Annotated in this window: 20 protein-coding genes; 4 read left to right on the top strand and 16 right to left on the bottom strand. The window is 43.9% G+C overall.

Annotation, left to right across the window (positions count from 1 at the left end; all coding sequences use genetic code 11):
• The first annotated feature begins 7 nt into the window (after positions 1–7).
• The 3 genes from MKX34_RS07825 (at position 8) to MKX34_RS07815 (ending at position 3779) form a co-directional block, all read left to right on the top strand.
• Positions 8–1222 (top strand): AGE family epimerase/isomerase, encoded by a 1215-nt coding sequence (locus MKX34_RS07825; RefSeq protein WP_076104922.1) that lies wholly within the window; start codon positions 8–10, stop codon positions 1220–1222.
• Positions 1222–2394, top strand: coding sequence for a glycosidase (locus MKX34_RS07820; RefSeq protein ID WP_076104921.1), 1173 nt, complete (start codon positions 1222–1224; stop codon positions 2392–2394). The genes MKX34_RS07825 and MKX34_RS07820 overlap by 1 nt, the downstream gene beginning before the upstream one ends.
• Before the next feature lie 482 nt (positions 2395–2876).
• The gene (locus MKX34_RS07815; RefSeq protein ID WP_036675571.1) at positions 2877–3779 is read left to right on the top strand and encodes a manganese catalase family protein; all 903 of its coding nucleotides are present in this window, start codon (positions 2877–2879) and stop codon (positions 3777–3779) included.
• 62 nt (positions 3780–3841) lie between these two features.
• Here MKX34_RS07815 and MKX34_RS07810 read toward each other — a convergent pair whose 3' ends face one another.
• The 13 genes from MKX34_RS07810 to alaS form a co-directional block, all read right to left on the bottom strand.
• Positions 3842–4402 (bottom strand): GNAT family protein, encoded by a 561-nt coding sequence (locus MKX34_RS07810; protein ID WP_036675574.1) that lies wholly within the window; start codon positions 4400–4402, stop codon positions 3842–3844.
• 40 nt (positions 4403–4442) lie between these two features.
• Positions 4443–5507 carry a LacI family DNA-binding transcriptional regulator gene (locus MKX34_RS07805; protein ID WP_076104920.1) on the bottom strand — a complete coding sequence of 355 codons (1065 nt, stop codon included), beginning with the start codon at positions 5505–5507 and terminating at the stop codon, positions 4443–4445.
• Between the two features lie 45 nt (positions 5508–5552).
• Positions 5553–6863 (bottom strand): ABC transporter substrate-binding protein, encoded by a 1311-nt coding sequence (locus tag MKX34_RS07800; RefSeq protein WP_081384072.1) that lies wholly within the window; start codon positions 6861–6863, stop codon positions 5553–5555.
• Positions 6864–6885: 22 nt separating this feature from the next.
• Positions 6886–8766 carry a sensor histidine kinase gene (locus tag MKX34_RS07795; RefSeq protein ID WP_036675579.1) on the bottom strand — a complete coding sequence of 627 codons (1881 nt, stop codon included), beginning with the start codon at positions 8764–8766 and terminating at the stop codon, positions 6886–6888.
• Positions 8767–8935: 169 nt separating this feature from the next.
• Entirely contained in the window at positions 8936–11122 is a 2187-nt protein-coding gene (locus MKX34_RS07790; protein ID WP_235219364.1) for a methyl-accepting chemotaxis protein, read from the bottom strand.
• Between the two features lie 319 nt (positions 11123–11441).
• A complete protein-coding gene (locus MKX34_RS07785) occupies positions 11442–12773 on the bottom strand; it encodes a U32 family peptidase (protein WP_036675585.1) in 1332 nt (443 codons plus the stop codon).
• Positions 12774–12872: 99 nt separating this feature from the next.
• Positions 12873–13805: a peptidase U32 family protein gene (locus MKX34_RS07780; protein WP_076104919.1), complete on the bottom strand. Its 933-nt coding sequence runs from the start codon at positions 13803–13805 to the stop codon at positions 12873–12875.
• A gap of 56 nt (positions 13806–13861) precedes the next feature.
• Positions 13862–14911 carry an endolytic transglycosylase MltG gene (gene mltG / locus MKX34_RS07775; RefSeq protein ID WP_235219365.1) on the bottom strand — a complete coding sequence of 350 codons (1050 nt, stop codon included), beginning with the start codon at positions 14909–14911 and terminating at the stop codon, positions 13862–13864.
• A gap of 174 nt (positions 14912–15085) precedes the next feature.
• The gene (locus MKX34_RS07770) at positions 15086–15394 is read right to left on the bottom strand and encodes a DUF1292 domain-containing protein (RefSeq protein WP_076104918.1); all 309 of its coding nucleotides are present in this window, start codon (positions 15392–15394) and stop codon (positions 15086–15088) included.
• Positions 15387–15695, bottom strand: coding sequence for a DUF1292 domain-containing protein (locus MKX34_RS07765; RefSeq protein ID WP_038569507.1), 309 nt, complete (start codon positions 15693–15695; stop codon positions 15387–15389). Before MKX34_RS07765 ends, MKX34_RS07770 begins: the two co-directional genes overlap by 8 nt.
• 13 nt (positions 15696–15708) lie before the next feature.
• The gene (ruvX, locus tag MKX34_RS07760) at positions 15709–16128 is read right to left on the bottom strand and encodes a Holliday junction resolvase RuvX (RefSeq protein ID WP_036675598.1); all 420 of its coding nucleotides are present in this window, start codon (positions 16126–16128) and stop codon (positions 15709–15711) included.
• The gene (locus tag MKX34_RS07755; RefSeq protein WP_036675601.1) at positions 16125–16400 is read right to left on the bottom strand and encodes an IreB family regulatory phosphoprotein; all 276 of its coding nucleotides are present in this window, start codon (positions 16398–16400) and stop codon (positions 16125–16127) included. Before MKX34_RS07755 ends, ruvX begins: the two co-directional genes overlap by 4 nt.
• A gap of 315 nt (positions 16401–16715) precedes the next feature.
• The gene (gene alaS, locus MKX34_RS07750) at positions 16716–19349 is read right to left on the bottom strand and encodes an alanine--tRNA ligase (RefSeq protein ID WP_076104917.1); all 2634 of its coding nucleotides are present in this window, start codon (positions 19347–19349) and stop codon (positions 16716–16718) included.
• Between the two features lie 521 nt (positions 19350–19870).
• Between alaS and MKX34_RS07745 the strand changes: the two genes are divergently transcribed.
• Entirely contained in the window at positions 19871–20734 is an 864-nt protein-coding gene (locus tag MKX34_RS07745; RefSeq protein ID WP_076104916.1) for a type II CAAX endopeptidase family protein, read from the top strand.
• 81 nt (positions 20735–20815) lie between these two features.
• On the opposite strand, the gene MKX34_RS07740 is transcribed toward MKX34_RS07745, so the two are convergent.
• From MKX34_RS07740 to MKX34_RS07730, 3 genes are all read right to left on the bottom strand, one after another.
• The gene (locus MKX34_RS07740; protein WP_036675614.1) at positions 20816–21733 is read right to left on the bottom strand and encodes a DUF5692 family protein; all 918 of its coding nucleotides are present in this window, start codon (positions 21731–21733) and stop codon (positions 20816–20818) included.
• Between the two features lie 295 nt (positions 21734–22028).
• Complete coding sequence (locus MKX34_RS07735; RefSeq protein ID WP_081384073.1) at positions 22029–23291, bottom strand: FAD-dependent oxidoreductase; 1263 nt, start codon at positions 23289–23291, stop codon at positions 22029–22031.
• A gap of 3 nt (positions 23292–23294) precedes the next feature.
• Positions 23295–24332 carry a helix-turn-helix domain-containing protein gene (locus tag MKX34_RS07730; RefSeq protein WP_076104914.1) on the bottom strand — a complete coding sequence of 346 codons (1038 nt, stop codon included), beginning with the start codon at positions 24330–24332 and terminating at the stop codon, positions 23295–23297.
• Between the last annotated feature and the right edge of the window lie 17 nt (positions 24333–24349).

Raw genomic sequence — 24349 nt, 5'->3', positions numbered from 1 at the left:
GATTACAATGATTAATTCACCAGAATTATGGTTGACCCAACTTGAGGATGAGCTGCAGGATAATATTCTTAGTTTTTGGATGAAACAGACGAAGGACGAAGTAAACGGCGGTTTTGTAGGTGAAATCGACAATCAGCTGAACATTACTCCTAACGCAGAGAAAAGCCTTGTGCTTAATGCCCGGATCCTTTGGTCCTTTGCGAGCGCTTACCGGATCTACGGTAAACCGGAATATCTGGCGATGGCAGAACGTGCTTATACCTATCTGATGGAACACTTCATTGATAAAGAGTATGGCGGATTATACTGGATGGTGGATGCTGAGGGCAGACCTTCTCAAGAGAAAAAGCAGATCTATGGCCAATCCTTTGCTATCTACTCACTGGCTGAATTCTACCATGCGACCGGACGTCCAGAAGTCTTAGAGGATGCGATTCAATTATTCCAGCTAGTTGAGAAATACGGCTATGATTCTATTTATAAAGGTTATGTCGAAGCTTTATCACGGGAATGGCAAATCACTGATAACCTCAGTCTCAGCAGCAAGGATATGAATGAAAAAAAATCTATGAATACCCATCTGCATGTTCTGGAAGCGTATACCGGTCTCTATCGAGTATGGAAGTCGGAGGAGCTAAAGAGCACGCTAACCGAGCTAATCGAAACGATGCTGGATCATATCATTGATCAGAAAGGCCAGCATTTTCATCTTTTCTTAGATGAGGCATGGAATGTGAAATCAGATATTATCTCCTACGGACATGACATCGAAGGAAGCTGGCTGCTGGTGGAAGCTGCTGAAACCCTTGGAGAAGAGCTGCTGCTGCAGCGTGTGCGAACAGTCGCTGTCTCCATGGCAGAAGCCGTTCTTGCGGAAGGTATAGATAGCGATGGTGGGATATGGAATGAAGCTGACCCAAGCGGGCTCCTGAGCAAAGATAAAGATTGGTGGCCGCAAGCTGAGGCGGTTGTTGGATTCTATAATGCTTATCAGCTGACTGGTGACAGCAAATTTAATGAGGCTGCCCAAGCCTCCTGGACTTTTATCGATAAATACATGGTGGATCACAAGCTCGGTGAATGGTACTGGGGCGTGGACGAGAACCTTCAGCCCCTGCCTCACGGATCAAAGGTTAGCGCCTGGAAATGTCCTTATCATAACAGCAGAGCCTGCTTCGAAATGATCGCACGACTGAAATCAACTATAAAGGAGACTGTCTAATGTCATCATTATTCCAAGAACGCAAACAACAATTAACAGAACGTTATGAAGCCCTGATCGCCCGCAAGAACGAAAAGCTTCCTTATGGAAACGGCATTTATGACCGTTATGCTCATCCACTGCTAACTGCTGAGCATGCGCCCTTAATCTGGCGTTATGATTTTAACCCAGACACCAACCCTTATTTTGCCGAAAGAATTGGCGTCAACGGCGTCTTCAACCCGGGTGCTATAGCACTGAACGGCAAATTCTATCTTGTTGCTCGCGTTGAAGGCAATGACCGCAAATCTTTTTTCGCTGTAGCAGAAAGCGACAATGGCGTAGACGGCTTCCGCTTCTGGGATCATCCAGTTGTGCTGCCTGAGACAGAAGTTCCTGATATCAACGTCTACGACATGCGCCTCGTAAGCCATGAAGATGGCTGGATCTACGGCCTCTTCTGTACAGAACGCAAAGATCCAGAAGCTCCACATGGTGACCTTTCTAGCGCAGTAGCACAGTGTGGTATTGTTCGCACCAAAGATCTGAAAACCTGGGAACGTCTGGCGGATCTCAAAACAGGCTCTGCTCAGCAGCGTAATGTCGTGCTCCACCCTGAATTTGTAGATGGAAAATACGCTTTCTACACTCGCCCACAAGATGGCTTTATCGATGCAGGTTCCGGTGGCGGTATTGGCTGGGGACTCTCGGATACAATTGAAGATGCCGTAATTACTAGTGAGACCATCATGGATGAACGCCACTACCATACCATCAAGGAAGTTAAAAACGGCCAAGGTCCGGCTCCAATCAAAACTGCAAAAGGCTGGCTGCATATTGCTCATGGTGTACGCAACACAGCTGCTGGACTCCGATACGTACTATATGCTTTCTTGTCTGATCTGGATGAGCCAAACAAAGTCACTCATTCACCTGGCGGTCATTTCATCGCACCAGATGGTGAAGAACGTGTCGGCGATGTCTCCAATGTCGTGTTCTGTAATGGCGTGATTGCACGTGATAAAGGTGAAATCTATATTTACTACGCTTCCTCCGACACTCGTATCCACGTGGCTACAACTACCGTTGACCAAATGTTAGATTATGTGCTGAACACTCCAGAGGATCCACTTCGCTCTTATGCTTGTGTACAGCAACGTATTGCTCTTATTGACCGTAATTTAGCATTGTAAACAAGGTTTCATAAACCCTAGAAATCAACAGAGCAGCGATTCTCCTATTATTGGAGGATCGCTGCTCTGCGTTTTAATCATTCACTGTTTGCTTCAAGCGAATATCAATCATCTAAAGTATCTTAAGGACTCAGATGACGCTATTCACATATATTTAGCCTTTAAAGTATGTTTTCGGACTCCAACGACGCTATTCCCTGAAAAGAGGTCCATTTGGGGCGTTTTCTAGGACGATAGTTGCTCTGGAGTCCGTTAGTATTGCAAATATCGGATAATACTGCATATAGGGTCAGCTGTATCCGTTAGCGGGTTACTATGCGTATTTGATTGCGTATTTGATAGTATTTGCAGTTTGCCTTTTCGACACAAAAAGCCATTTACATGACGCACATCCATACTTTTCAACCCATTCATGAGTAATTCCTATAGATTAAGCTCAAAATAGCTCAGTAACCCCTAACCTCAAGGAGGCTGAGATATTAATGTTCAAACGTATGGATGAAATCATGATCGAGATTCCTGAAGTTGAGAAGCCCGATCCCAATGCTGCTGCCGCTGTTCAGGAATTGCTTGGCGGAAAGTTCGGAGAAATGTCGACCCTTAACAATTACCTCTTTCAATCCTTTAATTTCCGTTCAAAAGACAAACTGAAGCCCTTTTATGATTTGGTGATGAGCATAACAGCGGAAGAGCTTGGCCACGTCGAGCTGGTTTCGCATGCCATCAACAAATGTCTTCGAGGGTCAACAAGTTATAAAGAGCCCGATTCCACCCCTCTAGGGTCCGCAAAAGATGCGCGTCTATCCTATCACTTTCTGGCTGGTGCACAAGGGGCTATGCCTTTTGATTCAACGGGGAACCCGTGGACCGGAGCAAACGTATTTAATAGCGGCAACCTAGTGGAAGATCTGCTACATAACTTCTTCCTCGAATGCGGAGCCAGAACACATAAAATGAAGGTCTACGAAATGACAGACCATCCAGCTGCACGCGCTGTAGTCGGATTCCTTTTAGTCCGTGGTGGTGTCCACGTGGTCGCTTATGCCAAAGCAATCGAAGTGGCAACAGGTGTTAATGTAACTAAGCTCGTGCCGATTCCTTCGTTAAATAATAAATCATTCAGTGAAGCAAAAAAATATGAAGAAAAAGGCGTGCACACCAAGCTATACACCTGGAGTGAAAGTGACTTCGGCGCCATCGATCAGATTTGGAAGGGAACCCACCCGGAGGATAATCTTCCGCTTGAAGTCATTCAGGGAGCCCCTAAAGGTTTTCCGATCCCCGTTGCTCCGGCAGTCGAAGAGGAATTCGCTCCAGGAATCTCCCCCGAAGACTTTAAAGAAATTGCCAAACGCCTCAAAATGGCTGGAAATATTACAGACTAATATTCATAGTGAATCTGGTGAGGAAGTTACTTACAATCTTCCTTACCATAGATTCACTTTTTTTAATTGTACAAACTGCGGAACTCCTCCTCAAGCATGGACATCAGAATCATGTTATGAAACTCTCCGTCTACATAAAGAGCATCCCGCTCCACACCATCGCGTTGAAAACCAAGCTTCTCATAGACATGAACGGCTCTGGGGTTAAAAGTATATACGCCGAGATGGATGCGGTGCAGCTTCAAAGTTTCAAAGCCATATCGTAGCATTTGAGTCATAGCTTCAGTACCGTAACCCTTACCCCGATGTTCATGTCCACAAATGCCGATTCGGATATTTGCACTACGATTGTCCGGATCTATTTCATTTAGTACCACTTCTCCAATGAGCTCACCCGTGTCCTTTACTATAATCATAAGATCTACACGATCCTCGGCTGGAACACTAATCTTACGAATCCAAGCTGCTGTTTGCTCACGGGAGAAATCTCCTTGTGATCCTGTTAATTGCCCCATCTCAACATCAAGCAAAAAATTATAATAAGCCTCCAAATCGGATACTTGTACACCTCGTAGTTGAATCTGTTCGCCTTCAATCCTTGGCATGACAACTGGTTCTGTCATAGCTAAACTCCCCCTTACTCAAGCAAATCACAACATAGTTCTAGTCTCGCGGCTTATCCACAGAATCACGATGAACAATGTCCGCTGCGATAAGAATTTTCTCAAGCGGCGCAGAAGGATTATGAATACGGCTCAGAAGTTTCTCCACTGCGGCTCGGCCCATCGCTTCTTTAGGAACATGAACAGTTGTAAGCGGTGGAACTCCTCTTAAGGCATCCTCAATATTATCAAAGCCTGTAACTGAGATATCCTCCGGAATACTAAACCCTTCTTCCTTAAGAATGTCACTGACCGAAAGGGCTGTGGAGTCGTTAGCGCAGACCAAGGCTGTCGGGAGTGTTTTGGCTTTTTTACGCTTATTCACCCAGCTTTTAAAATCCTCCTGAAATAAGTCTTCCTCCACCCCTTCCAGAAAAAGATTCGCATCATCTTCCAAAGGCAGTCTTATTCCGCTCTCCTCCAGCGCACTCCGGAAGCCAATCCACCGGTCGCGGAAACTGCGTGAGAATCCAATATTGCCGATAAAATGCATTTGGGTATGGCCTGTTCCCATCAAATGATTCGTAAGTCGAGCCATGGAATCCACATTATTCGCAAACACGGTATCACTTGGAATTAGCGGATCTTCATGGTCAATCAACACCATCGGCAGACCAATACGATGCACCTCAAGCAGTAAGGAAGTAGAGATTTGTCCCACACCTACTAAGCCAAGGATTCCATTTGGATTCAAAATATTGACGAAATTATCCGCACGATTCTCAGAGATAATGACCATCCCAAGCCCTTCCTGATCCAGCGCAATAGCAATACCATCCACAATTTTGCCCCAATACAAGGAATCCTGCGTCTGAGAACGAATATTCGGCATTAACACCAGCACGGATTGCTTATTCCGATCACCGCCACCTACCGGAGGGGTGCGTTTTATGCCTTGGACAAAAGCATTTTTTTGCGTAAAATAACCCAGCTGCGATGCCGCTTGAATCACTCGTTCTCTTGTCGTCTCATTAACGCCGCCTTTACCCGAAAGTGACTTGGAAACAACGAATTTGGATACGCCGAGATGATCAGCGATTTTTTGCATAGTGACCTTTTTAGCCATATATAACCCTCCAGAGAATGTCATCAAATTTATGTAGTACTAACTTTAAGGCTGAGAAGTTTCTGATGTTCCTGCCCGCGCTTCCTTCCATTTTGCATTCAATTCGTCAAAAGCCTTTTGTAAATCAGGCGCAGCCAGTAACTCCTGAATGTAATCCCCGGACCAAAAGGACAGCTTGGCTCTATTCGCCAGATCGATGAACGCATCACTTTGTACGGTAGCATCAAGTAGCTTAGGCTTATAAGATAAAAACTCACGGTACTGCGACATAGAGGAATTCAAGCTTCCATCAGCCGGAAGGAATCCCCAGTCATCCCGATAGGAAGTCTCCTTTACAAAAAAATTCAACCACGCCATAGCAAGCTCTTTGTTCTTGGTGTATTTACTAACCCCCATGAACCAATCTGGATTGATCGGTGCATAATGAGTGCTGCCATTATCATAAGGAAACGGGAAGAATCCTATATCATCCGGGTCAGCCCCCACATCAAGGACTTGTCCAATCGTCCAATTCCCCAGTAAATACATTCCTGCTTGACCTTTAGCTAGCCTAGTCTTTGATATCTCCCAATTGTTCGAGAATAGTTCATCTTCTACGTAGCCTTTACCAATTAAGGTTCGAGCAATGGAAATTGATTTCCCCCACTCATTATCAAGCTGCCATGGGCTATCCTCATTTACCATATTATTTAGATACTCTGGATTGCCTGTCATATAGTTAACCAGACTGTTCCCCCATTCACGTAAAGGCCAGACGGCCCCATAATTCATATATAGGGGGATAATACCCGCTTGTTTTAATTTCGCACTCGCTTCGTAGAATTCATCCAGTGTCTTCGGAACAGTAGTTATCCCTGCTTTTTCGAATGCCCTTTTATTATAGACAATCCCAACCGTAGTAGTCCCAGTGGACAGCCCATAACGTTTCCCGTTATACGTAGCAAAAGAAGTGAAACGCTCACTAGCAGCGGTTTCTTCATCCAGCGGTTCGAAAAAATAATCCAGCTCCTTTGCCGGAAGATTCACCGGAAGCAGCAGTACATCACCGGCATCTTTCGTGGACAGCCGTACCAGAATATCCGTTGCATAATTGGACAAACCTTCAAATTCCACATTGGCTTCGGGGTATCTCTGTTTAAACTGGTCCGCGTATCCTTGAAAAGTTCCGTTCTCAATCAGATCTATTCGATTGGTCATCATGACTATGGTGCCGGACAAGTCAGACATCACCTCGTCTCCAACTGGAGGCGGAGTGGATTGCGCCTGCTTATTGTTATTGGCACAGCTACTACTCAATAACACCAAGAGAAGTAACAGTATGGTTCGCATAGTCCATTCTAATTTCAACCCCTTCAACGGACAGCCCCCTCTTATTTCGTTACTCAGGTAAGCCAATCATTTCCGGCTCCAGTAATGGCAGCGACAAAATAACATCGGTCCCTCGTCCAAGCTCACTATATACCTGGATCCCAAATGCCGCTCCATAATGAAGACGCACTCGCTGCTGTACATTTTTCATGCCTATGCCCCCGTTAATGCTTTTCTTAGGAGGACTTTCGTTCTGCAGCCCATCATTCAATTTCTCCAAAGTCTTCTCATCCATTCCGATACCGTCGTCTTTGATATGAAACAACAGCATTTGCTCTGTAATCTCACAGTGGATGCTTAAATGCATTTGCGGCTTATTATCATCTAAGCCATGATAAGCAGCATTCTCAATGATGGGCTGGAAGACCAGCTTGATAATAGAGTAATTATCTAACGCCTTCGGCACATCAATATCCAGCAAAAACCGGTTAGGATAACGATAGTTAAGCAGCTCAACATAATTACGCACATATCCAAGCTCTTGCTTCAATGTCGTATTACCGCTCAGATCACTTGTACTATACCGTAGCAGTTTGCCCAGAATAGAGATCATATCCGCAGCTTCGACATCATCATTCAGCTCAGCGGTCATTCGGATCGACTCCAGTGTGTTATAGATAAAATGAGGATTGATTTGACTCTGCAGCGCATGAAGCTCTGCTTCCTTTTTCTGTTCTTCTATGCGGTAGATATCCTGAATTAGCTGCCTGATTCGGGCTAACATACGATTGAATTGATGCCCCAGCAGACCAATTTCGTCACGCCGTTTAACTCTGAACATCACATCCAGATCGCCGCCCTGAACTTTTTTCATCAATTGAATCATTTGAGTCAGCGATTTAGTAAGGGCAACGGAAAGAATAATCGAAATAATTAACGCCAGTACAATGATACTTAATGTAGCAGCAAGTGTTGTATTACGGGTCACCTTCACATCACGCATCAGTACATCAACAGGTATAGAGATAATTACCTTCCAATTGGTTTTGGCAGAACCAGAGTATATATTTAAGCGCTCTTTTCCGTTGACTGTATCATAGAAGCTTCCAGATATTCCCCCAACTCTTTTGAACAAGTCTGAATCAGAAATATCTGTGGCCAGCAGCTTCTTGTCGCTGTCGTAGATGACCATTCCCTTCTCATCCACAATCAACGACTTCCCATGGGTGACTTTATCCAGCTCCGTAACTTGATTCTCCAAATTGCTGATATTCGCTTCAACCGCAATCAGCCCGATTGGATTTAACAAGCCATCCACGATTTTGCGAACAACGGTAAAAGCATATCGGGTGCTCTGCAGATTACTTGTATACGCCTGAGTACCGAACAATAATGCTTCTCCGCTGGAATCCTTAGTCTGCTGGCTCCAGTATTTATAGCTTTGCTCGAGATCGAGCCGTACGCCACCATCCTTCGCAGAATAATAACCATTTCCGTAAGCGTCAAAAATATAAACCGAGTTCGCGCCTCGCTTAATATTGTTAATAAACGAAATGTTGCCCTCTATCCCCCGTTGAATGGACAACAGTAGATCAAAATCACCGGGTGATAAAGTAGCACTCCCAGTTGCGCCTCCCATAATCTTTTTCTGCTCATGGTAGCGGTTTGAACGTATTAAATTAAGTTTGATATCATTCACATAGGCGGGCATAGATGAAATACGCTTCATATCTTCGATATAATCGTCTACTCCATCCATCATTTGATCGATTAACTTCTCAGAATAAGCAATAGTGTTCCCCTGAATAGATTCTGAGTAGCTCTTGAAGGTAAATACACTGATGAAGGATAACGGGAGGGTAATGATAATTAAAAAGACGAGGAGCAGCTTGCGTTCCATGCTCATGTCCCCGATAACGGACCACCAGCCAGAGATGCGTCTACCTTTCATTTGGTCCTTCTCCTTAATACTTTTTACCTAACTTGTTATTAAATTATAACAAATACCTAACAAAGTTATTATACGGTGTAGTTCTTCATTACACAACAACAAACCGCCTCTTCATGTTGAAGAAGCGGTTTTGTTAGGTAAACAATTTAGAGATTAGTGATGAATCCACTCATTTTATAGTGAATAATGACAGCTTGTCCTTCAATTGACCTGAAGCACTTTCCAGCTTGCCAGATAATGAAACGAGTTGATCACTTACATTTTGCTGTTCATTACTGAGTGAAGCTACTTCTTCGGAAGTTGCTGAAGACTGTTCTGCTACGGCGCTAACATTCCCCATAGCCTCTGACAACACACCTTGTGAATGATTCAGACTGCTAATCGCTGTTGTTACCGATTCTAAGCTTGTTATGAATTCATCCATCTGTCCTTTTACGGACAAGAAGATATCACTTGTACTCTTCACAGAGCTTACTTGTTCTTTAAACAGTGGTGCTACTTCGGATAATACAGCTTCCGTTTCGTTCATTTCCGCCATGATCTTATCCGTAATTCCAGCAACAAGGGCAATAGATTGCTTCGATTGGTCAGCAAGCTGCCGCACTTCACCCGCAACTACCATAAAGCCCTTACCAGCTTCTCCTGCACGAGCGGCTTCTATTGTCGCATTTAATGATAAAATATTCGTCTGCTGCGTGATACTCTTCATCACATCCAACACCTTAATTACGGAGAATACGGTCTCCTTCAGGTGGTTGACACGTTCGACAAGCGCACTTGTTTTTTCTCCAGTGCGGCTGGTCTGATCCAGCAGGTCCGTTAATTGCTTAGCACCTTGAGCACTAGCTTCACCAACCCCACGTGCTGCTTCATCCATCTCAGTGTTGGCATAAATCACAGTCTGCATTTGCGTAGCTATCACATCTGTAAGCTCATTACCACGTTCAGCTTCGAGCGCCAGGCTGCCTGCCCCACCGGCAATTTCTTCCGTAGCGGCTGCGATTTCCTTCGCAGAAATAGCTGTCTTACGTGAGGCTTCACCAAGCTCACCAGCGGTCTCCAGCACATCCCGAGCGGTTTCTGTCGTTTGCGATACAAGCTCAGTAATACGCTCCATCATCACGTTAAAGGAAGCTGACAGCTGGCCAATTTCATCCTTAGATACATATTCTGTACGTACACTAAGATCACCACCTGCACCTTGTACCATAAGATCCTTCAAGCGAGCTAGAGGACGAGCAATCATACGCACCATCCAAATCCCGATTACTATGGCTAGAAGAGCCGCGCCAGCAGCCGCAATAAAAGTAGTCAACAGAATCGGACGTGCTTCTTTCACTAGCTCATCTGTTGGGACTACCCCTGCCAACTTCCAATCCGCCCGGATCATTGGATTAAAGACAGCAAGGATTTCTTCCCCGTTTGTATCTTTTTCATCCAAACTCTTGTTATCTTTTTTACTTGCCTGAATAAAAGCAAACTCTGAAGGTTTACCATCGTCTTTTGAATCCGAAGAAGCTACTACGGTTCCATCAGGAGTGACAAGTTGAATTCGAGAGCCATCTCCCAGTTGGACACTTGCGAATGATTCCTCCAGCAATGTATTCTTCAACACAAGGATGACTATGTATCCTGTACCTGAGCCCAGGGTTTTGAGAGATCTTGCCATAGCAATATTTTTGTCTCCATCACCTTGAACAGCTGTAGAGAACCATATGTTCTTGGCCGCATCACCATCACCTTTAGAATAGTAGGATTCATAAGATGCAGTGTTGTCGACAATCTTCTTATACCATTCTTGTTCTCTAATGTTATCTAACTTAATGCCGCCACTGCCACTTGTAACAATGTCTTGATCAGGTGACTCCGGGATCAAAGAAACACTAAGAATATTAGAATCCGTTGTAATCTGACTGGACAACTTTTTACTTACTGCGCTTGTAGCTTCAAATTTCTCATAGGAAGATTGTGCAGTCACTAAAGACTTCAAATCTTCTTGCATCTGCGCATCAAAATAAAGCTGTAAAGCCAAGTTCTCGTACTGCTTCAAAGTAATATCTAACTTCTCTGAGGTCTGAATAATAGTCTGACGGTAGGCTTCCGATACGTTGTTCTTAATTGTCTTCTTGGCTTTTGAATAAGATAGCAGTCCAAGTGCCATTACCACAATTACAATTGCACACAAAAATATCAGGAATATCTTCACGCCAACAGATTCCATAGGATTAACTCTTTTGATCTGTCCCCGTAAATCTATTCCATTCTTCAAATTAAACTTAGGTGTCTTGCCTGCCCCTTCAATCTTGCTTGTTTCCTTGTTTCCTGTAATCGCCGATTTCTTATTCTTTTTATTCATGCTAAACCTTCTCTCATTATGCTTTTCACTAATACTATCTTGATCAGGATCCCCCATCTTGATCACCTACCCGCTAATATTAGAATACGCATGAAAGCGTTAACCAATATATATATCGGCGTATTAGGTCTTTTTCCTTAGCTTTACGAGACTTTTTTTACAACTTTTAACCTATGTATGTTTAATCATAATAAATAGCTTGTTGGACCTCCTCCCTTGGATATATTTGTTAATCCCTGATATATATAACTTATTGTTCGCTTTGTCAAAAAGAAAAACAGGGAGGCTCTTGGATGACCAAAAGCTTCCCTGTTTTTTATTAAAACTTCTTCTTACGCATCATATCAAAGTATGCAACTGGTTGATCTACCTTCATGCGAATAGGTTGCAGTGGATGACGGGCGGCATCAAGCGAATTGCCTTTCTCATCCCATATTTCGCCAACCGTTTGCTTGAAGAACGTATCGTTAGGTCCAAAGAATTCTACTTCCTGACCTGGCTTAAAGTGATTGCGCTGTTGAACTAGTGCCGTACCACTTTCAGCATCGTATTCAATTACAAGTCCGGCAAAATCATACGGAGCTGCTTTTTCTTCAGGCTCATAGATATGATCTTCATGATCCGGAGTATCATAGAAGAATCCTGTGTTTAGCGGACGGTTAGCCGCTTTGTTAAGCTCATCCAGCCATTCCTGCTTCAATTCATACCCTTCCGGATCTGCCATATAAGCATCAATGGCTTTACGATATGCATTTACGACAGTAGCCACATAGTGGATTGACTTCATTCGCCCTTCGATCTTGAAGCTGTCGATGCCCACTTCAATCAGTTCAGGTATACTTTCCAGCATACACAGATCCTTAGAGCCCATGGAGAAGGGATTATCTCCTTGCTGATGCAGTGGAATCTGAGTTACACCTGGAAGCAGAGGAGCTGGAGATTTCGCTTCAGCCTGCTCTTCCTCAGACACCCAAGTCCCTTCCGGACGTGCATCCTCAAACAAATCATATTTCCAGCGGCAAGACTGGCAACAGCCCCCGCGATTGGAATCACGGTCGGTGAAATGGTTGGACAATACACAACGACCCGAATATGAGGAGCACATGGCACCATGGATGAAGCTTTCGATTTCAATGTCGACATGTTTTTTAATCTCAGCAATCTCTTCCAGGCTTGTCTCACGGCCCAAAACAACACGCGGAAGCCCCTCTTCTTTCCAGAAGGACACCGCTTGCCAGTTCAATGTAGACTGCTGTGTACTCAAATGCACTTCAAGTCCAGGCACTAACCGGCGTGCTGTATCTACAATGATTGGATCAGCTACGATAATAGCAGCAATGCCAGCTTCATATAAGTTACGCAGGTATTCTTCAATTCCCGCGACATCTTCATTGTGAGCATAAATGTTTGTTGCAACAAATACCTTAGCGCCATATTTCTTGGCGAATTCAACACCTTCGCGCATTTCCTCGAAGCTGAAATTATCTGCGCCGGAACGCAAGCCGTATTGTTGTCCTCCGATATAAACAGCATCCGCACCATAGTGTACTGCGAACTTCAATTTTTCCAAATTACCAGCCGGAGCGAGGAGCTCCGGTTTGTCCAGACGGTAACGTTTGCCCTTATATTGCGGCTTTGTCATGGTTCCCATTCCTGTTCTCCCCTCCATCGCCCCACAAAGCTAAGTCACATGCTATAAATGCTGTCCTAATCTTCGTGGGGACCTATAACCTCTTTATTTTTGTCAAACTTAATATACTTGCTCTTTATAGAAAAATCCGAAGCTTAACTCCCGTTCAGGGTCCTGCACCGTTCTGATTACATCCATCCATTCCTCATCGAAGGCATAACCTTCCGGATCAGCCGCATAAAGATCTATAGCTTTACGATATGTCTTCACAACCGTCACATTATACGCTATCGATTTCAAGAGTCCCTCAATCTTAAGGCTGTGTATACCTGCAGCCATCAGAATATGCAGATCCTCCAAAATACAAATATCATCCGAGCTCATAATATGAGTGCCGTTCTCGTCTTCATAAATCGGGAATTTCTGGTCATCTCGTTCTTCCTCAATCAGAAATAGTCCGCGTTCCTTCCCGAGACTTCCTCCATCACTAGGACGGCCTTGATGTGACATATAGCTTTCAACAAGCTTCCGCTTGGAATGGTATATATTGGTCATTCCATGAACCTGCACCTGTGCCTCAATCTCCAAAAGCGGAACCATTTCCGTCATTTCATCCATATTCAGCTCACGGGCCAGCACGACACGAGAAGCCCCCTTGCGTCCCCAATAATTCGCGGTCGCATAGTTGGTGGAAGTCATTTCCGCATTCCAGTGCAGCTTCATTGCTGGCGCTTCTTTCTTCACTGTGGTTAACACAGCTGGATCCCCGAATTCAACACCATCAATGCCAAGCTCACCTAAAGCCTTCACATAGGCAGGAAGCTCATCCAGCAGACGGTTAGACATCAGCCCACCCAAGCTTGCATACACTTTGCAGCCTCGCGAATGTGCCATTTCTACGACAGTCGCTGTATCCTCCAGTGAGAAATGTCCAGCAAGCCGCATTCCAAAACGGTCATCCCCAATGAGCAGCGCATCTGCTCCGGCATCCAGCAGAGCAGCAGCTTCCTCCAAGGACGCTGCCGTCACCAGCAATTCCGGTTTGTTAGTCATGTTGTACCTCCTACTTGTACAGTTATTTCAACCGCACCACTCTTCATTTTAATAGTTTACTTCGATTCTTGCTTGCTTTTTTCGATATTGGCTAAATGTTCCTTGTAGGTCTTAGCAAACAAATGGCCCTGTGTACCATCTTTTTTGGTCACATAGAAATAATATTCAGAAGCTTCTGGTTCGAGTGCCGCCTGAATGGACTCCAGCCCCGGATTACTAATAGGTCCCGGAGGAAGTCCAATATTCTTATACGTATTATATGGATTATCAACTTCTAAATCTTTATACAAAAGTCTTTCCTTCTGCTTATTGAGTAAATATTGAACGGTAGCGTCAATCTCCAGCTTCTGTTCTTTCTTTAGGCGGTTATAAATAACCCCAGCCACAAGCGGACGTTCACTATCCACCACAACTTCCCGCTCTACCAGCGAGGCTACGGTTAACAGTTCATGCAGAGACAATCCACGCGTTTCTAGCTTTTGCTGCCAGTCGGGAATCGTATCCAGCTTCTTCTGGAACTGATCCAAAAGTGCTTCTACAACTTCCTGGGGCGTGCTATCCTTGGCCAGTTCATAGGTTTCGGGAAATAAATATCCTTCAAGACGGTGGCGAAGATTCTTATCCTGCGGGATACCCAGAATATCAATCCCCTTCAAACCTGCACCAGTATCCATAATTTCAAGAAAAGTAGCCGCATCCTGATTCCAAGCTTCAGCGAGCTTCTTAGCGATCTGCTCAGCAGTATATCCTTCGGGGATGGTAAAGACCACAGTTTCTTCCTTAACTACATCACCTGCATTTAATCTCGCAATGAGTTCATCATAGCTGTCACCCGGCTTAGCGATATAAGTACCTGCTTTGAAGCTAGAACCTTCTTTAGTCCATTTCAAATATCCCTTAAAAAAAAGACTCTTACGGATAATGCCATTCTGCTCAAGCAGATCAGCAATCTCCGCACTTCCCATGCCCTTCTCTATCGTAAATGTTACAGCAGGACCTGCAGGCTCTACCGGCTGCATCCCGTTCCAAATGTACCATGCTCCCCCACCTCCTGCTGCTGCCAGCAAAAGAATAATGATTAACACAGTACGGATTGCGGATTTCAAGTCTGGTTCCTCACTTTCCGACTATAAAGTATAAAAGTGTATTGCCTAAAATTCAATATATATTTCCTTAAATTGATGTTTATACAGGATATTGCTCGCATTTCAAGCAAAAAGAGCGCGGAATTCTCCGCCCTCTTCCGTGCCCATCATAAATGTAACGTACATGTTTAAGATTTATTCAGCGCCATCTGCTGGAAAAGTCATCTCATCGTATAGCTCAGAGATGTCTTCCCACTCTTCATCGTCCATAATGCTCTCCAATTCCGGAAGTCCGTCAGAAGAGACAACGATACGCAGGATTTCATACTCCACGTCTTTGCCAGAGCCTTTCAGCACCGCATATCCGCGATCACCGACTTCAAATTCGGCGATAATATCGTAAATGGAAGATTTGCCTTGCTCATCTTCCAGTTCTACAGTTTCTCCGTATGCTTCTTTAAGCCGTGAAGTCCACACCGCTTGATCAGCGGATATCTCAGTCATTCTCCGATCCTCCGTCCAACTCGTCGACCAGTGTGTTGAAAGTCTCTTCGACAATCGCCCACTCCTCATCATTATCGATCATGAACAATTGAAGATCGTCGCCTTCTTCCACATAACGGAACGCGTATACCTCATCGGTTTCCTCGTCCTCGGAGTCTAGCGGAACCACCATCATATACTTAGCGTCCGAGCCATCAACCTCAAACTTCATAATGACCTCGAATTCCTCTTCATTACCTTCCTCATCGGGAATATAGATAATTTCCGGTTCTTCCTCTTGGCCAATCTGTTCGTTTGTCATATCCTCGCACCCCTCACCTTTTACTGTTAGCATCCAAAAAATTTTGCAAAATCAGGGCTGCAGCCATTTTATCCACAATCCCCTTGCGTTTCTTCCGGCTGACGTCCCCTTCAATCAGCACCCGCTCTGCGGATACCGTCGTCAGACGCTCATCCCAAAGGTGTACGGGCATTTCTAACTCTTCCCGTAGCTTATCAGCGAACTCAATACAGATTTCGCCCCGGGGTCCTACTGAGCCGTTCATATTCTTCGGCAGACCAACTACAATCTCTCCAATTTCGTGCTCTGCAACAAGTTCACGAATGCGTTCGAACTCATTACCCGTACCTCGGCGCTCAATCGTTTCAAGAGCTTGTGCCGTCCAGCCAAAAACATCGCTTGTGGCTACACCGATTCTACGGTCGCCGTAATCTAAACCTAACTTTTTCTTCATTTCGGATTGTCCACCCTGTGATTGACGAGATAGAATCTAACCAGCTCTTCAATCAGCTCATCACGTTCTTTTCTCCGGACCAAACTTCTCGCATTGTTATGGCGCGGAATGTAAGCCGGATCTCCGGAAAGAAGATACCCTACGATCTGATTGATCGGATGATACTCTTTCTCCACCAGTGCATCGTATACTGCTAGCAATATTTCCTGGGGAGAAGCTTCCTTTTCGTCGCCCTTCACATTGAATTTGACCGTTTTGTCCATGGAGTCCATTTGTGACACCTTCCTTCTGCAAAATCGCCTTTTGGGACGGCTTCGCAAAGTTGCTACTGTGCAGCTCGCTTGCTTCCTTTATCATAACATATTCATGCCCCAACGAGGAAATCCTGCCCGTTATTAACGCTTTTTTTGGCATTTTCTCTACAAAAATTATGATATTTTTGGCTTTTAAGCTATTGTCAAGCACAATTCTTCATGAATAATCTAACATCCTGCTAATAAAGAGTAGCGGTACTGATATCAAACTCTCAGTACCGCTATGTTTTCTCGTAATACGTTTAGTTAGAGAAATGGTTTCGTAATTTTAACTTAGGCTAAGGAAGCTACCAATTCTTCAGCCTTTGCCAATGCTTCGTTTAGCTTAGAAGCATCTTTACCGCCGGCTTGCGCCATATCTGGACGCCCGCCACCGCCGCCGCCGCAAACCGCTGCGATTTCTTTAACGAGTTTACCAGCGTGGAAACCTTTCTTCACAAGGTCTTGCGGTACAGATACTACAAAGTTCACCTTATCATCCATCGCCGCACCTAATACAAGCACTGCATCCGGAAGCTTGGATTTCAATTCATCCGCTGTAGAACGCAAAGCATCCATATTACCTGCTTGAACAGCAACAGCCAGGAGCTGCGTACCTGCACCAACTGTCTTCACACTGCTTGTAAGTTCAGCAGCAAAAGTAGCGCTCAGCTTGGATTGCAGAGATTCATTCTCACGTGAAAGCTCACGCACCTGGTTATGCAGCGCTTCGATCCGTTTCGGAACGTCATTCAGAGAAGACTTGAGAAGGCCTGCTGATTGTTTGAGCAAATCTAGCTGGCTTTCAGTGAACTGGTAAGCGTAACGTCCGGTAACTGCCTCGATGCGGCGCACTCCGGATCCAATGCCACTTTCGCTAAGCAGCTTGAAAATTCCGATTTGCGACGTGTTGGATACATGACAACCACCGCAAAGCTCAAGACTGTAATCGCCCACTTGAACGACACGGACGATATTACCGTATTTTTCACCAAAGAGCGCCATTGCTCCCATTGCTTTAGCTTCATCAATCGGCTTGTTCTCAATCACTACATCTAGACCGCGCCAGATTTGTGCATTTACGCGATGTTCGATATCGCTCAGTTCTTCTGGAGTAATCGCTCCAAAATGGGAGAAGTCAAACCGCAAACGAGCACCTTCCACTAAAGATCCCGCTTGATTAACATGCCCGCCAAGAACTTCTTTAAGCGCTTTGTGCAATAAATGGGTAGCTGTGTGGTTCTTCACGATATCTTCACGCTCTGCACGATCCACTTCCGCGCGAACGGATTCGCCCACTTTCAATTCTCCCGCTTCCACAGTTACCAAATGTACGTGTTGGCCGTGCGGCGCTTTAAAGAGTCCTTTTACCTTAGCCGTAACTGAACTCCCAGTAAGCACACCGGTGTCACTTACTTGTCCGCCGCTCTCAGCATAGAACGGTGTTGCTTCAAGAATAACTTGGCATTCTGCGCCTTCGCCGGCGACATCTACCAATTCATCACCCACAACAATAGCCAGGATTTTCGACTCTGTTACCGAGTCATTATATCCAACAAATTCACTTTTAACCGTCAGGTCTGCTAGTGCGCCTCCCTGAATCTTCATGCTGCCGCCATCATGACGTGCAGCTCTTGCACGGTCACGTTGCTCCTGCATAGCCGCATCAAAACCTTCACGGTCTACAGTTAATCCTTGCTCCGCTGCGAAATCTTCGGTCAAGTCAAATGGGAATCCATAAGTATCATATAACTTAAATGCATCGGCTCCAGCAATATTGCTGAGACCCTCTGCTTTTGCTTTAGCACTGATCTCACCCAAAATAGCCAATCCGTCAGACAATGTTTCGTGGAAACGTTCTTCTTCAGTACGAATAATCTTTGCGATATATTCGCGGTTGTCCACAACGGATGGATAGTAGACACCCATAATTTCGCCAACGGTTTCAGTCAGCTCATACAGGAATGGACGATCCAGACCCAAGGTCTTTCCGTACCGAACAGCACGGCGAAGCAAACGGCGGATAATATAACCGCGTCCTTCATTAGAAGGAAGTACTCCATCCCCTACTGCAAAAGTAACGGTACGCACATGGTCAGCGATTACTTTAAGCGCGATATCCTGCTCAACGTTATCTTTATAAGTTACACCCGCGAGTTGTGCTGTCTTTTGAATAATAGGTTGGAACAAATCAGTGTCGAAGTTGGAATCTACATCCTGTAGAATGGATGCAAAACGCTCCAAACCAGCACCTGTATCAATGTTTTTATTCGGAAGCGGCGTATAGCTGCCATCCTTGTTATGGTTGAATTGTGAGAACACCAGGTTCCATACTTCTAACCAGCGTTCATTTTCTCCACCTGGATACATTTCCGGATCGCTCATATCACTGCCGTAAGCTTCACCGCGGTCATAAAAGATTTCCGAGCAAGGACCGCACGGGCCTTCGCCAATATCCCAGAAATTATCGTCGCCTAGCTTAATGATGCGTTCAGCAGGCAGGCCAACCTTTTCATTCCACAGCTTAAATGCCTCTTCATCCTCTGCGTACACCGTTACAGAAATACGTTCCGGGTCAAAGCCGATCCACTCTTTGCCGGTTAGGAACTCCCAAGCCCATGTGATAGCTTCTTCTTTGAAATAATCGCCGATGGAGAAGTTACCCAGCATCTCGAAAAATGTATGGTGACGGCGTGTCTTACCCACATTCTCGATATCATTGGTACGAATACATTTTTGTGAGTTAGTCAGGCGCGGATTTTCTGGAACCTCCCGGCCATCGAAGTATACTTTCAAAGGTGCCATACCCGCATTGATCCACAGAAGCGAAGGATCGTTGTGAGGAACGAGGGACGCACTTGGTTCAATCTTGTGACCTTTACTTTCAAAAAACTTAAGCCATTTGGAACGAATTTCACTTGCTTTCATAATTTACAGCTCCCGTCTCATCTTTTTACTTCGGCATTTACACCGGAAATTACAAAATACCTAAAAAATAAAAACAAAAAAACGCCCCTGAATAATTCAGGGACGATTAATATCGCGGTACCACCCTGGTTATCGCCTTGACCCCACTAATGGGACAATTGCAGACGATCGCCTTGTCGCGGCTGATAACGGGCGCCCCCGGTGAGCATTGATCTCACACTCCGAAATTAGCTTTCCACCGGCCTGTCTTCAAGGTTCTCACAGCCATTACGAAACGTTTCGTAAAGGAACCTTTTCTCTGATCAAGCCATCCTCCGGTGTACTTCATTTTCATCAACGATTTGTCCGATTTGCATTTTAACATTTCAAGTATAGCCAGTGCCCTTGCTTCTGTCAATCTGGGGATGGGCGAATGTGAAGAATAACACATGATTTTTGTAACAGTAAACTTGGCCTCAAAAAGGATATAGTGAAATCTAAGGTTAATTTGGAATATTTTGTATTCAGGAGGACTGCCGTTGATGCTTCACTCCAAGGAGTTCAATCCATCATCGATTTTTGAAGCAAAGCCTACACACTACCTTTTTATAGCGAGCCTGATTTTTATTCATATTATCTTTACTCTTGCGGTTAATCTTATCCTTTTTGAGCATGGATATTTAAGTTTTATCGCCAAAAACACAAACCACTGGATCAATGAAACGTTAGCCGCCAATCTAGTTGGGCTTCTCTTAGAAGTAATTATTTTTTTGATTCTGATAGCTAAAGTTTCGCCCCGGGATTTTGGGTTAAAAATAGAAAAATTACGAGCCGGACTGCTGGGTACCTTTCTGTTTTGGCTCGCTATAAATATAGTAGATTTGTGTATGGTACACCTGAATCACTCAGAGCTAACACTTAACAATGCTATCTTCAGCCATTCAAATTTAGTTTTCGGTGAAATTCTAGGTCAAATCTTCGGAAATGCTTTATTGGAAGAAATCTTATTTCGCGGCTTCCTGCTCGTTCAAATCTATTTATGCTTAAAAAAAATCAACAACAAGACTACACGGATGATCTCGGCAATGCTGATTTCACAATCGATCTTTGCTGCCATACATATCCCAAACCGGATTTACTCAGGATTAGTTGGAATGGAGTTTGTTTATGATTTTATCATGCTTCTAATTCTAGGAGTTATATTCGCTCTACTCTATATCTTAACCAAAAATCTATTTTTCGTGATCGGCGTTCACTCATTAATGAATATTCAGATAGTGTTTTGGAATAGCAATTTCACGTATACGGCAACTTTATTATGTGTGTTATTACTGACCTGTCTTTTGCTTTGTATAAAAAGGAAAGAGTTTCGCGCGCAGCAACATCAGGCGGAGATGGAGCTCTGATAATTAGAACTTTAATTACTCACAAAAAGAAGTTCCACCCTTTAAGCTGGAGGAACCTCTTTCATTATTATATTATTTCTATTAATTCGCACCCTCTGCAATAGCCTTATAAGCAGCTAAATCCGTATAAACTTCCTCTTTAAGCGGATTGCGTTTATGCTTGATAATTTTATAGAAATGATAACCAAACACTGCAATATTAGCAGCTAAAGATAATGCACTTACTACCCACAGAGCGGTTTCACTATGAGAGGATTGTACAGAGAACTTTGACTCGCCAACAAACGCCGGGAATGACATCGTAAACATCATCCAAATCGCCAAAGTCTGTGCACGATGCTGCAGCCATGCCCCTTTTTTGAAGAAGAACGCCGGGATGGTACAAGAAATCAACAATGCTGCACCTGCATAGAAGGAATGGTCAGAAACTGCATTATATACATAGGCAAAGTTCCAAATGTCATAAGCAATGATCCAGAACCAAAGCTGGTCAGGCCACAACATATCTTTACTCTTATCTTTACTGATCACAATTCCCATCCAACCAGAAATCGTAATAATGTTCAGAATACCTGCGATCCCGTTCATAATGTTCCAAGGACCACCTACCATCATTACGCCATCCACCATACCTTGCAAGCTGTACACTTGGAAATCACGAATAACTGCTTCAAGAATGTTAACTGCAAGGATAATAGCCGGGAACATTAATATATATTTATTTTTGTCCCATCCTTTAACATAACGGATAGCCATAAACCCTATACATCCTGCCAAAGCAGAATATACTTTTACCCAGTGAAACCATGTTCCGGTACTAGAGCCTTCGCCTGCCGTATTCGGCCAGACCGCTATGGTAAGAACAATAGGGACAACTATAAACAGAATGATTGAGAACCACTTGCTCTTCCGTGCGATTTCATTTACAAACATTAATCCTGCTAGTACTACTAACCACATTAGCGCAGAGTACCAGGGAATCGATTCGAATAAAAACATGTTTTACTCCTCCTTGTAGTTTGGTGTATATAATCTGTGTCTCAGGTCCAATATAGTACATCCCTCTTTGAACGATCAAATCGCTTAAAACGTTGATTTATCAGTGTTTTTTTAGTTTCATTTCAAGTTGAGTTTACACAACCATAGCACTAGGATTCGCCAAAGTTTCTACCTTTCTTCTGAGCAATCTATTAGAATGCATGTCTACAGAACTATATACTGCAAACCTAACTTGAATGTAAAAAAAACCTTGTCGACAAATTTCTTTGTGGACAAGGTTCCTCTTTACTATTATTTAAAAGAATCGTTCAACCAAGTGTTTCGCATATACAATACAATTCTCAAGTGTAGGGAAGTTCATGATTTCTCCAGCTAAATAGATATTGTTGTTCCCCTGCATCTGATCAACCCGTTCATAAAACCCCTCATGTAGCGCATTAGAATCCACATGAGGGAAATGCTTCCAACGCTTCATCATATACAGTCGAATGCTCTCTCCGCCCAGCTCGCGAAGTTTATTTTCTACCGTCTCTCGCATTTCCAGATCAGTCATAGCTTCATTCTCTGCTACATAAACCGTAACTAGATCCGTAGTTCCCATATCTGCCCACCGATAGTACCATGCCATCATATGCCCTTTACGTTCAGGGTACATATTCCGGGGGATATAGCCAGAAAGCTCCGGCAGCCCTTTCACTCTGTAGGCATATACCCTAAACCATTCATACGTTATACTCGCTAATAAGGTTTTGTCCTCACTGGACAGGCTAACTGTATCGCCCATTTGCTCTAAAGCTGCTGTATAAATGACCTTGTCAAAATAAAAGATGTCCTGACTCGTCTCTACTCGAACCTGTCCATCTTGTTCTTGCTCCATAAAAAGCACTTCACAAGTCAGGCGGAGATCGTTCACTTGGTCGGCCATTCGTCTTATCAGTTCAGTAACACCCTTAGGCCAGGTTATCATATGAGTAATTTCAATAAACGACAACAGATTATCATAGCTTAGAAATTTCAACACATATGCAGCGGGCACATTATGGATACTACCAAATCCAAAAGTATTAAAATAATGCATGTAGACCTGTTCAAGGACAGACAGCTTATTCTCTGCACACCACTGTGAAAATGGCTGACATAAATCTGGTGGTAAGTGAAGAAATCCCGGTTCTTGGAGAGACTCATAGCGTTTTAGAATATCCGGCAGTCGTTTGAATTCTTGTGTAAACGCCTCTATCTGCTCCATGGGAATCTGTGAAGTTTTTCTCCCATTATTATCAAAAAATCCACGTTCTAACAAGGGTCCCCTATCCATAAGATCAAAATCTCTCATTAAATCCATCGTATGTTTATAGGTAGGCAGGCCGATTAGCGTCCCCATTTCATAACTTTTTCCTTTGTACTCAATAGAATGACACTTTCCTCCTACTCTGTCCGACTTCTCCATGAGGGTAATGTGGGTATATCCTTTTTTCGCTAATTCGTAAGCAGCTGTAACCCCAGAAATCCCTGCACCGATGATCCCAATTCGGTCTTTATTCTTCGTGTTTGTCATCATCCGTTATCTCCTTGTAAATAACCATAATGGCAAAGTTTCTCGTTGTCCCGTATAGGCAAGTGCGACATCCGATGGTATTTTACCTTGATTAGGCCCATCTGTAATTTGCCTGCTGAAGTTGTAGGTTCTCAAGTATTCATGTAAGCGCTTTTCTAAAATTTCAAAAGAATCTATCGTATCATCTACCCAAGCCTGCTGGTAGAATTCTTTGGTCAACACCGCCGCAAATTGCTGCAAGGGCTGAAATATCTCTGTTTGGTCTACCGTTATAGCTACTTGATTAATATTGTTCTTATGTAAAAATTCACTATATTTATGTTTTCCTCTGTCCCAGTTCGTAATGAATTCACGGCTTTTGTTCGTAACCAGATTATCGATATGAAAATCTAATGTCTTCATCAATGGGAGAACTTTCAGATGCATAAAATCTATAAAATGAATGGTAGACTTACGATTGTATAGCTTAACTAGACCTAGTCTGGAGTAGGCATCATAAATTACATATTGATATACCTTTCCGACCCTCGGGAAAACTCCCAAATAGCTGATACTCTGCTGACACATATACCCGGGATGAGCATTTATCGGATTCTTCATCTTATAATCTAGTGTTCTCCGTTTCTCTTTAAATCCTTTAGTGAGAGTGGATTGTGCGCCATCCCTCTTCTTTGCTTTGATTTGATTGGCGTAAGCTTCACGCTCTATTCGTTTATTTAGTCCGTTTCGACGTAGTACATTATAAATACCCGATTCCCCTATTTGCATACCTTCATCTTGCAGTTCATAAAAGATGCGTCTAGGCCCATCCTCAGGAAATCTGGCGACGTACTGCAAAATCAATCTTTCCGTTTTCTTATCTACTTTATTAGGCATTACCGGCTTTTTTTTCTTCTCCCCAAGTCCATCCATTCCATGTTGTTGATAAGCTTTAGACCACTTATAATAGATCGTCCGGGAAATGCCAAACTCCTTACAGGTTTCGCTCACATTCTTGCTGATGGCCCCTTGCATGAGGATATGATATTTGCTGTTTGCATTCACCTATTTGCACCCCTCCT

This window comes from Paenibacillus sp. FSL R5-0636 (assembly GCF_037974255.1).
In the GTDB taxonomy this organism is placed as follows: domain Bacteria; phylum Bacillota; class Bacilli; order Paenibacillales; family Paenibacillaceae; genus Paenibacillus_AQ; species Paenibacillus_AQ odorifer.
Note: the sequence above shows the minus strand (reverse complement) of the source record. Positions and strands in the feature narration are given on the sequence as shown.

Excerpts from the sequence above, each read along its gene's own strand:
- MKX34_RS07735 (WP_081384073.1), bottom strand. The coding sequence starts at position 23,291 with ATGATGACAAACACGAAGAATAAAGACCGAATTGGGATCATCGGTGCA.
- MKX34_RS07790 (WP_235219364.1), bottom strand. The coding sequence starts at position 11,122 with ATGAATAAAAAGAATAAGAAATCGGCGATTACAGGAAACAAGGAAACA.
- MKX34_RS07770 (WP_076104918.1), bottom strand. The coding sequence starts at position 15,394 with ATGACTGAGATATCCGCTGATCAAGCGGTGTGGACTTCACGGCTTAAA.
- MKX34_RS07810 (WP_036675574.1), bottom strand. The coding sequence starts at position 4,402 with ATGACAGAACCAGTTGTCATGCCAAGGATTGAAGGCGAACAGATTCAA.
- MKX34_RS07785 (WP_036675585.1), bottom strand. The coding sequence starts at position 12,773 with ATGGGAACCATGACAAAGCCGCAATATAAGGGCAAACGTTACCGTCTG.
- MKX34_RS07765 (WP_038569507.1), bottom strand. The coding sequence starts at position 15,695 with ATGACAAACGAACAGATTGGCCAAGAGGAAGAACCGGAAATTATCTAT.
- MKX34_RS07795 (WP_036675579.1), bottom strand. The coding sequence starts at position 8,766 with ATGAAAGGTAGACGCATCTCTGGCTGGTGGTCCGTTATCGGGGACATG.
- MKX34_RS07820 (WP_076104921.1), top strand. The coding sequence starts at position 1,222 with ATGTCATCATTATTCCAAGAACGCAAACAACAATTAACAGAACGTTAT.
- MKX34_RS07815 (WP_036675571.1), top strand. The coding sequence starts at position 2,877 with ATGTTCAAACGTATGGATGAAATCATGATCGAGATTCCTGAAGTTGAG.
- MKX34_RS07755 (WP_036675601.1), bottom strand. The coding sequence starts at position 16,400 with ATGGACTCCATGGACAAAACGGTCAAATTCAATGTGAAGGGCGACGAA.
- MKX34_RS07740 (WP_036675614.1), bottom strand. The coding sequence starts at position 21,733 with ATGTTTTTATTCGAATCGATTCCCTGGTACTCTGCGCTAATGTGGTTA.
- ruvX (WP_036675598.1), bottom strand. The coding sequence starts at position 16,128 with ATGAAGAAAAAGTTAGGTTTAGATTACGGCGACCGTAGAATCGGTGTA.
- MKX34_RS07825 (WP_076104922.1), top strand. The coding sequence starts at position 8 with ATGATTAATTCACCAGAATTATGGTTGACCCAACTTGAGGATGAGCTG.
- MKX34_RS07805 (WP_076104920.1), bottom strand. The coding sequence starts at position 5,507 with ATGGCTAAAAAGGTCACTATGCAAAAAATCGCTGATCATCTCGGCGTA.
- alaS (WP_076104917.1), bottom strand. The coding sequence starts at position 19,349 with ATGAAAGCAAGTGAAATTCGTTCCAAATGGCTTAAGTTTTTTGAAAGT.
- MKX34_RS07745 (WP_076104916.1), top strand. The coding sequence starts at position 19,871 with ATGCTTCACTCCAAGGAGTTCAATCCATCATCGATTTTTGAAGCAAAG.
- MKX34_RS07780 (WP_076104919.1), bottom strand. The coding sequence starts at position 13,805 with ATGACTAACAAACCGGAATTGCTGGTGACGGCAGCGTCCTTGGAGGAA.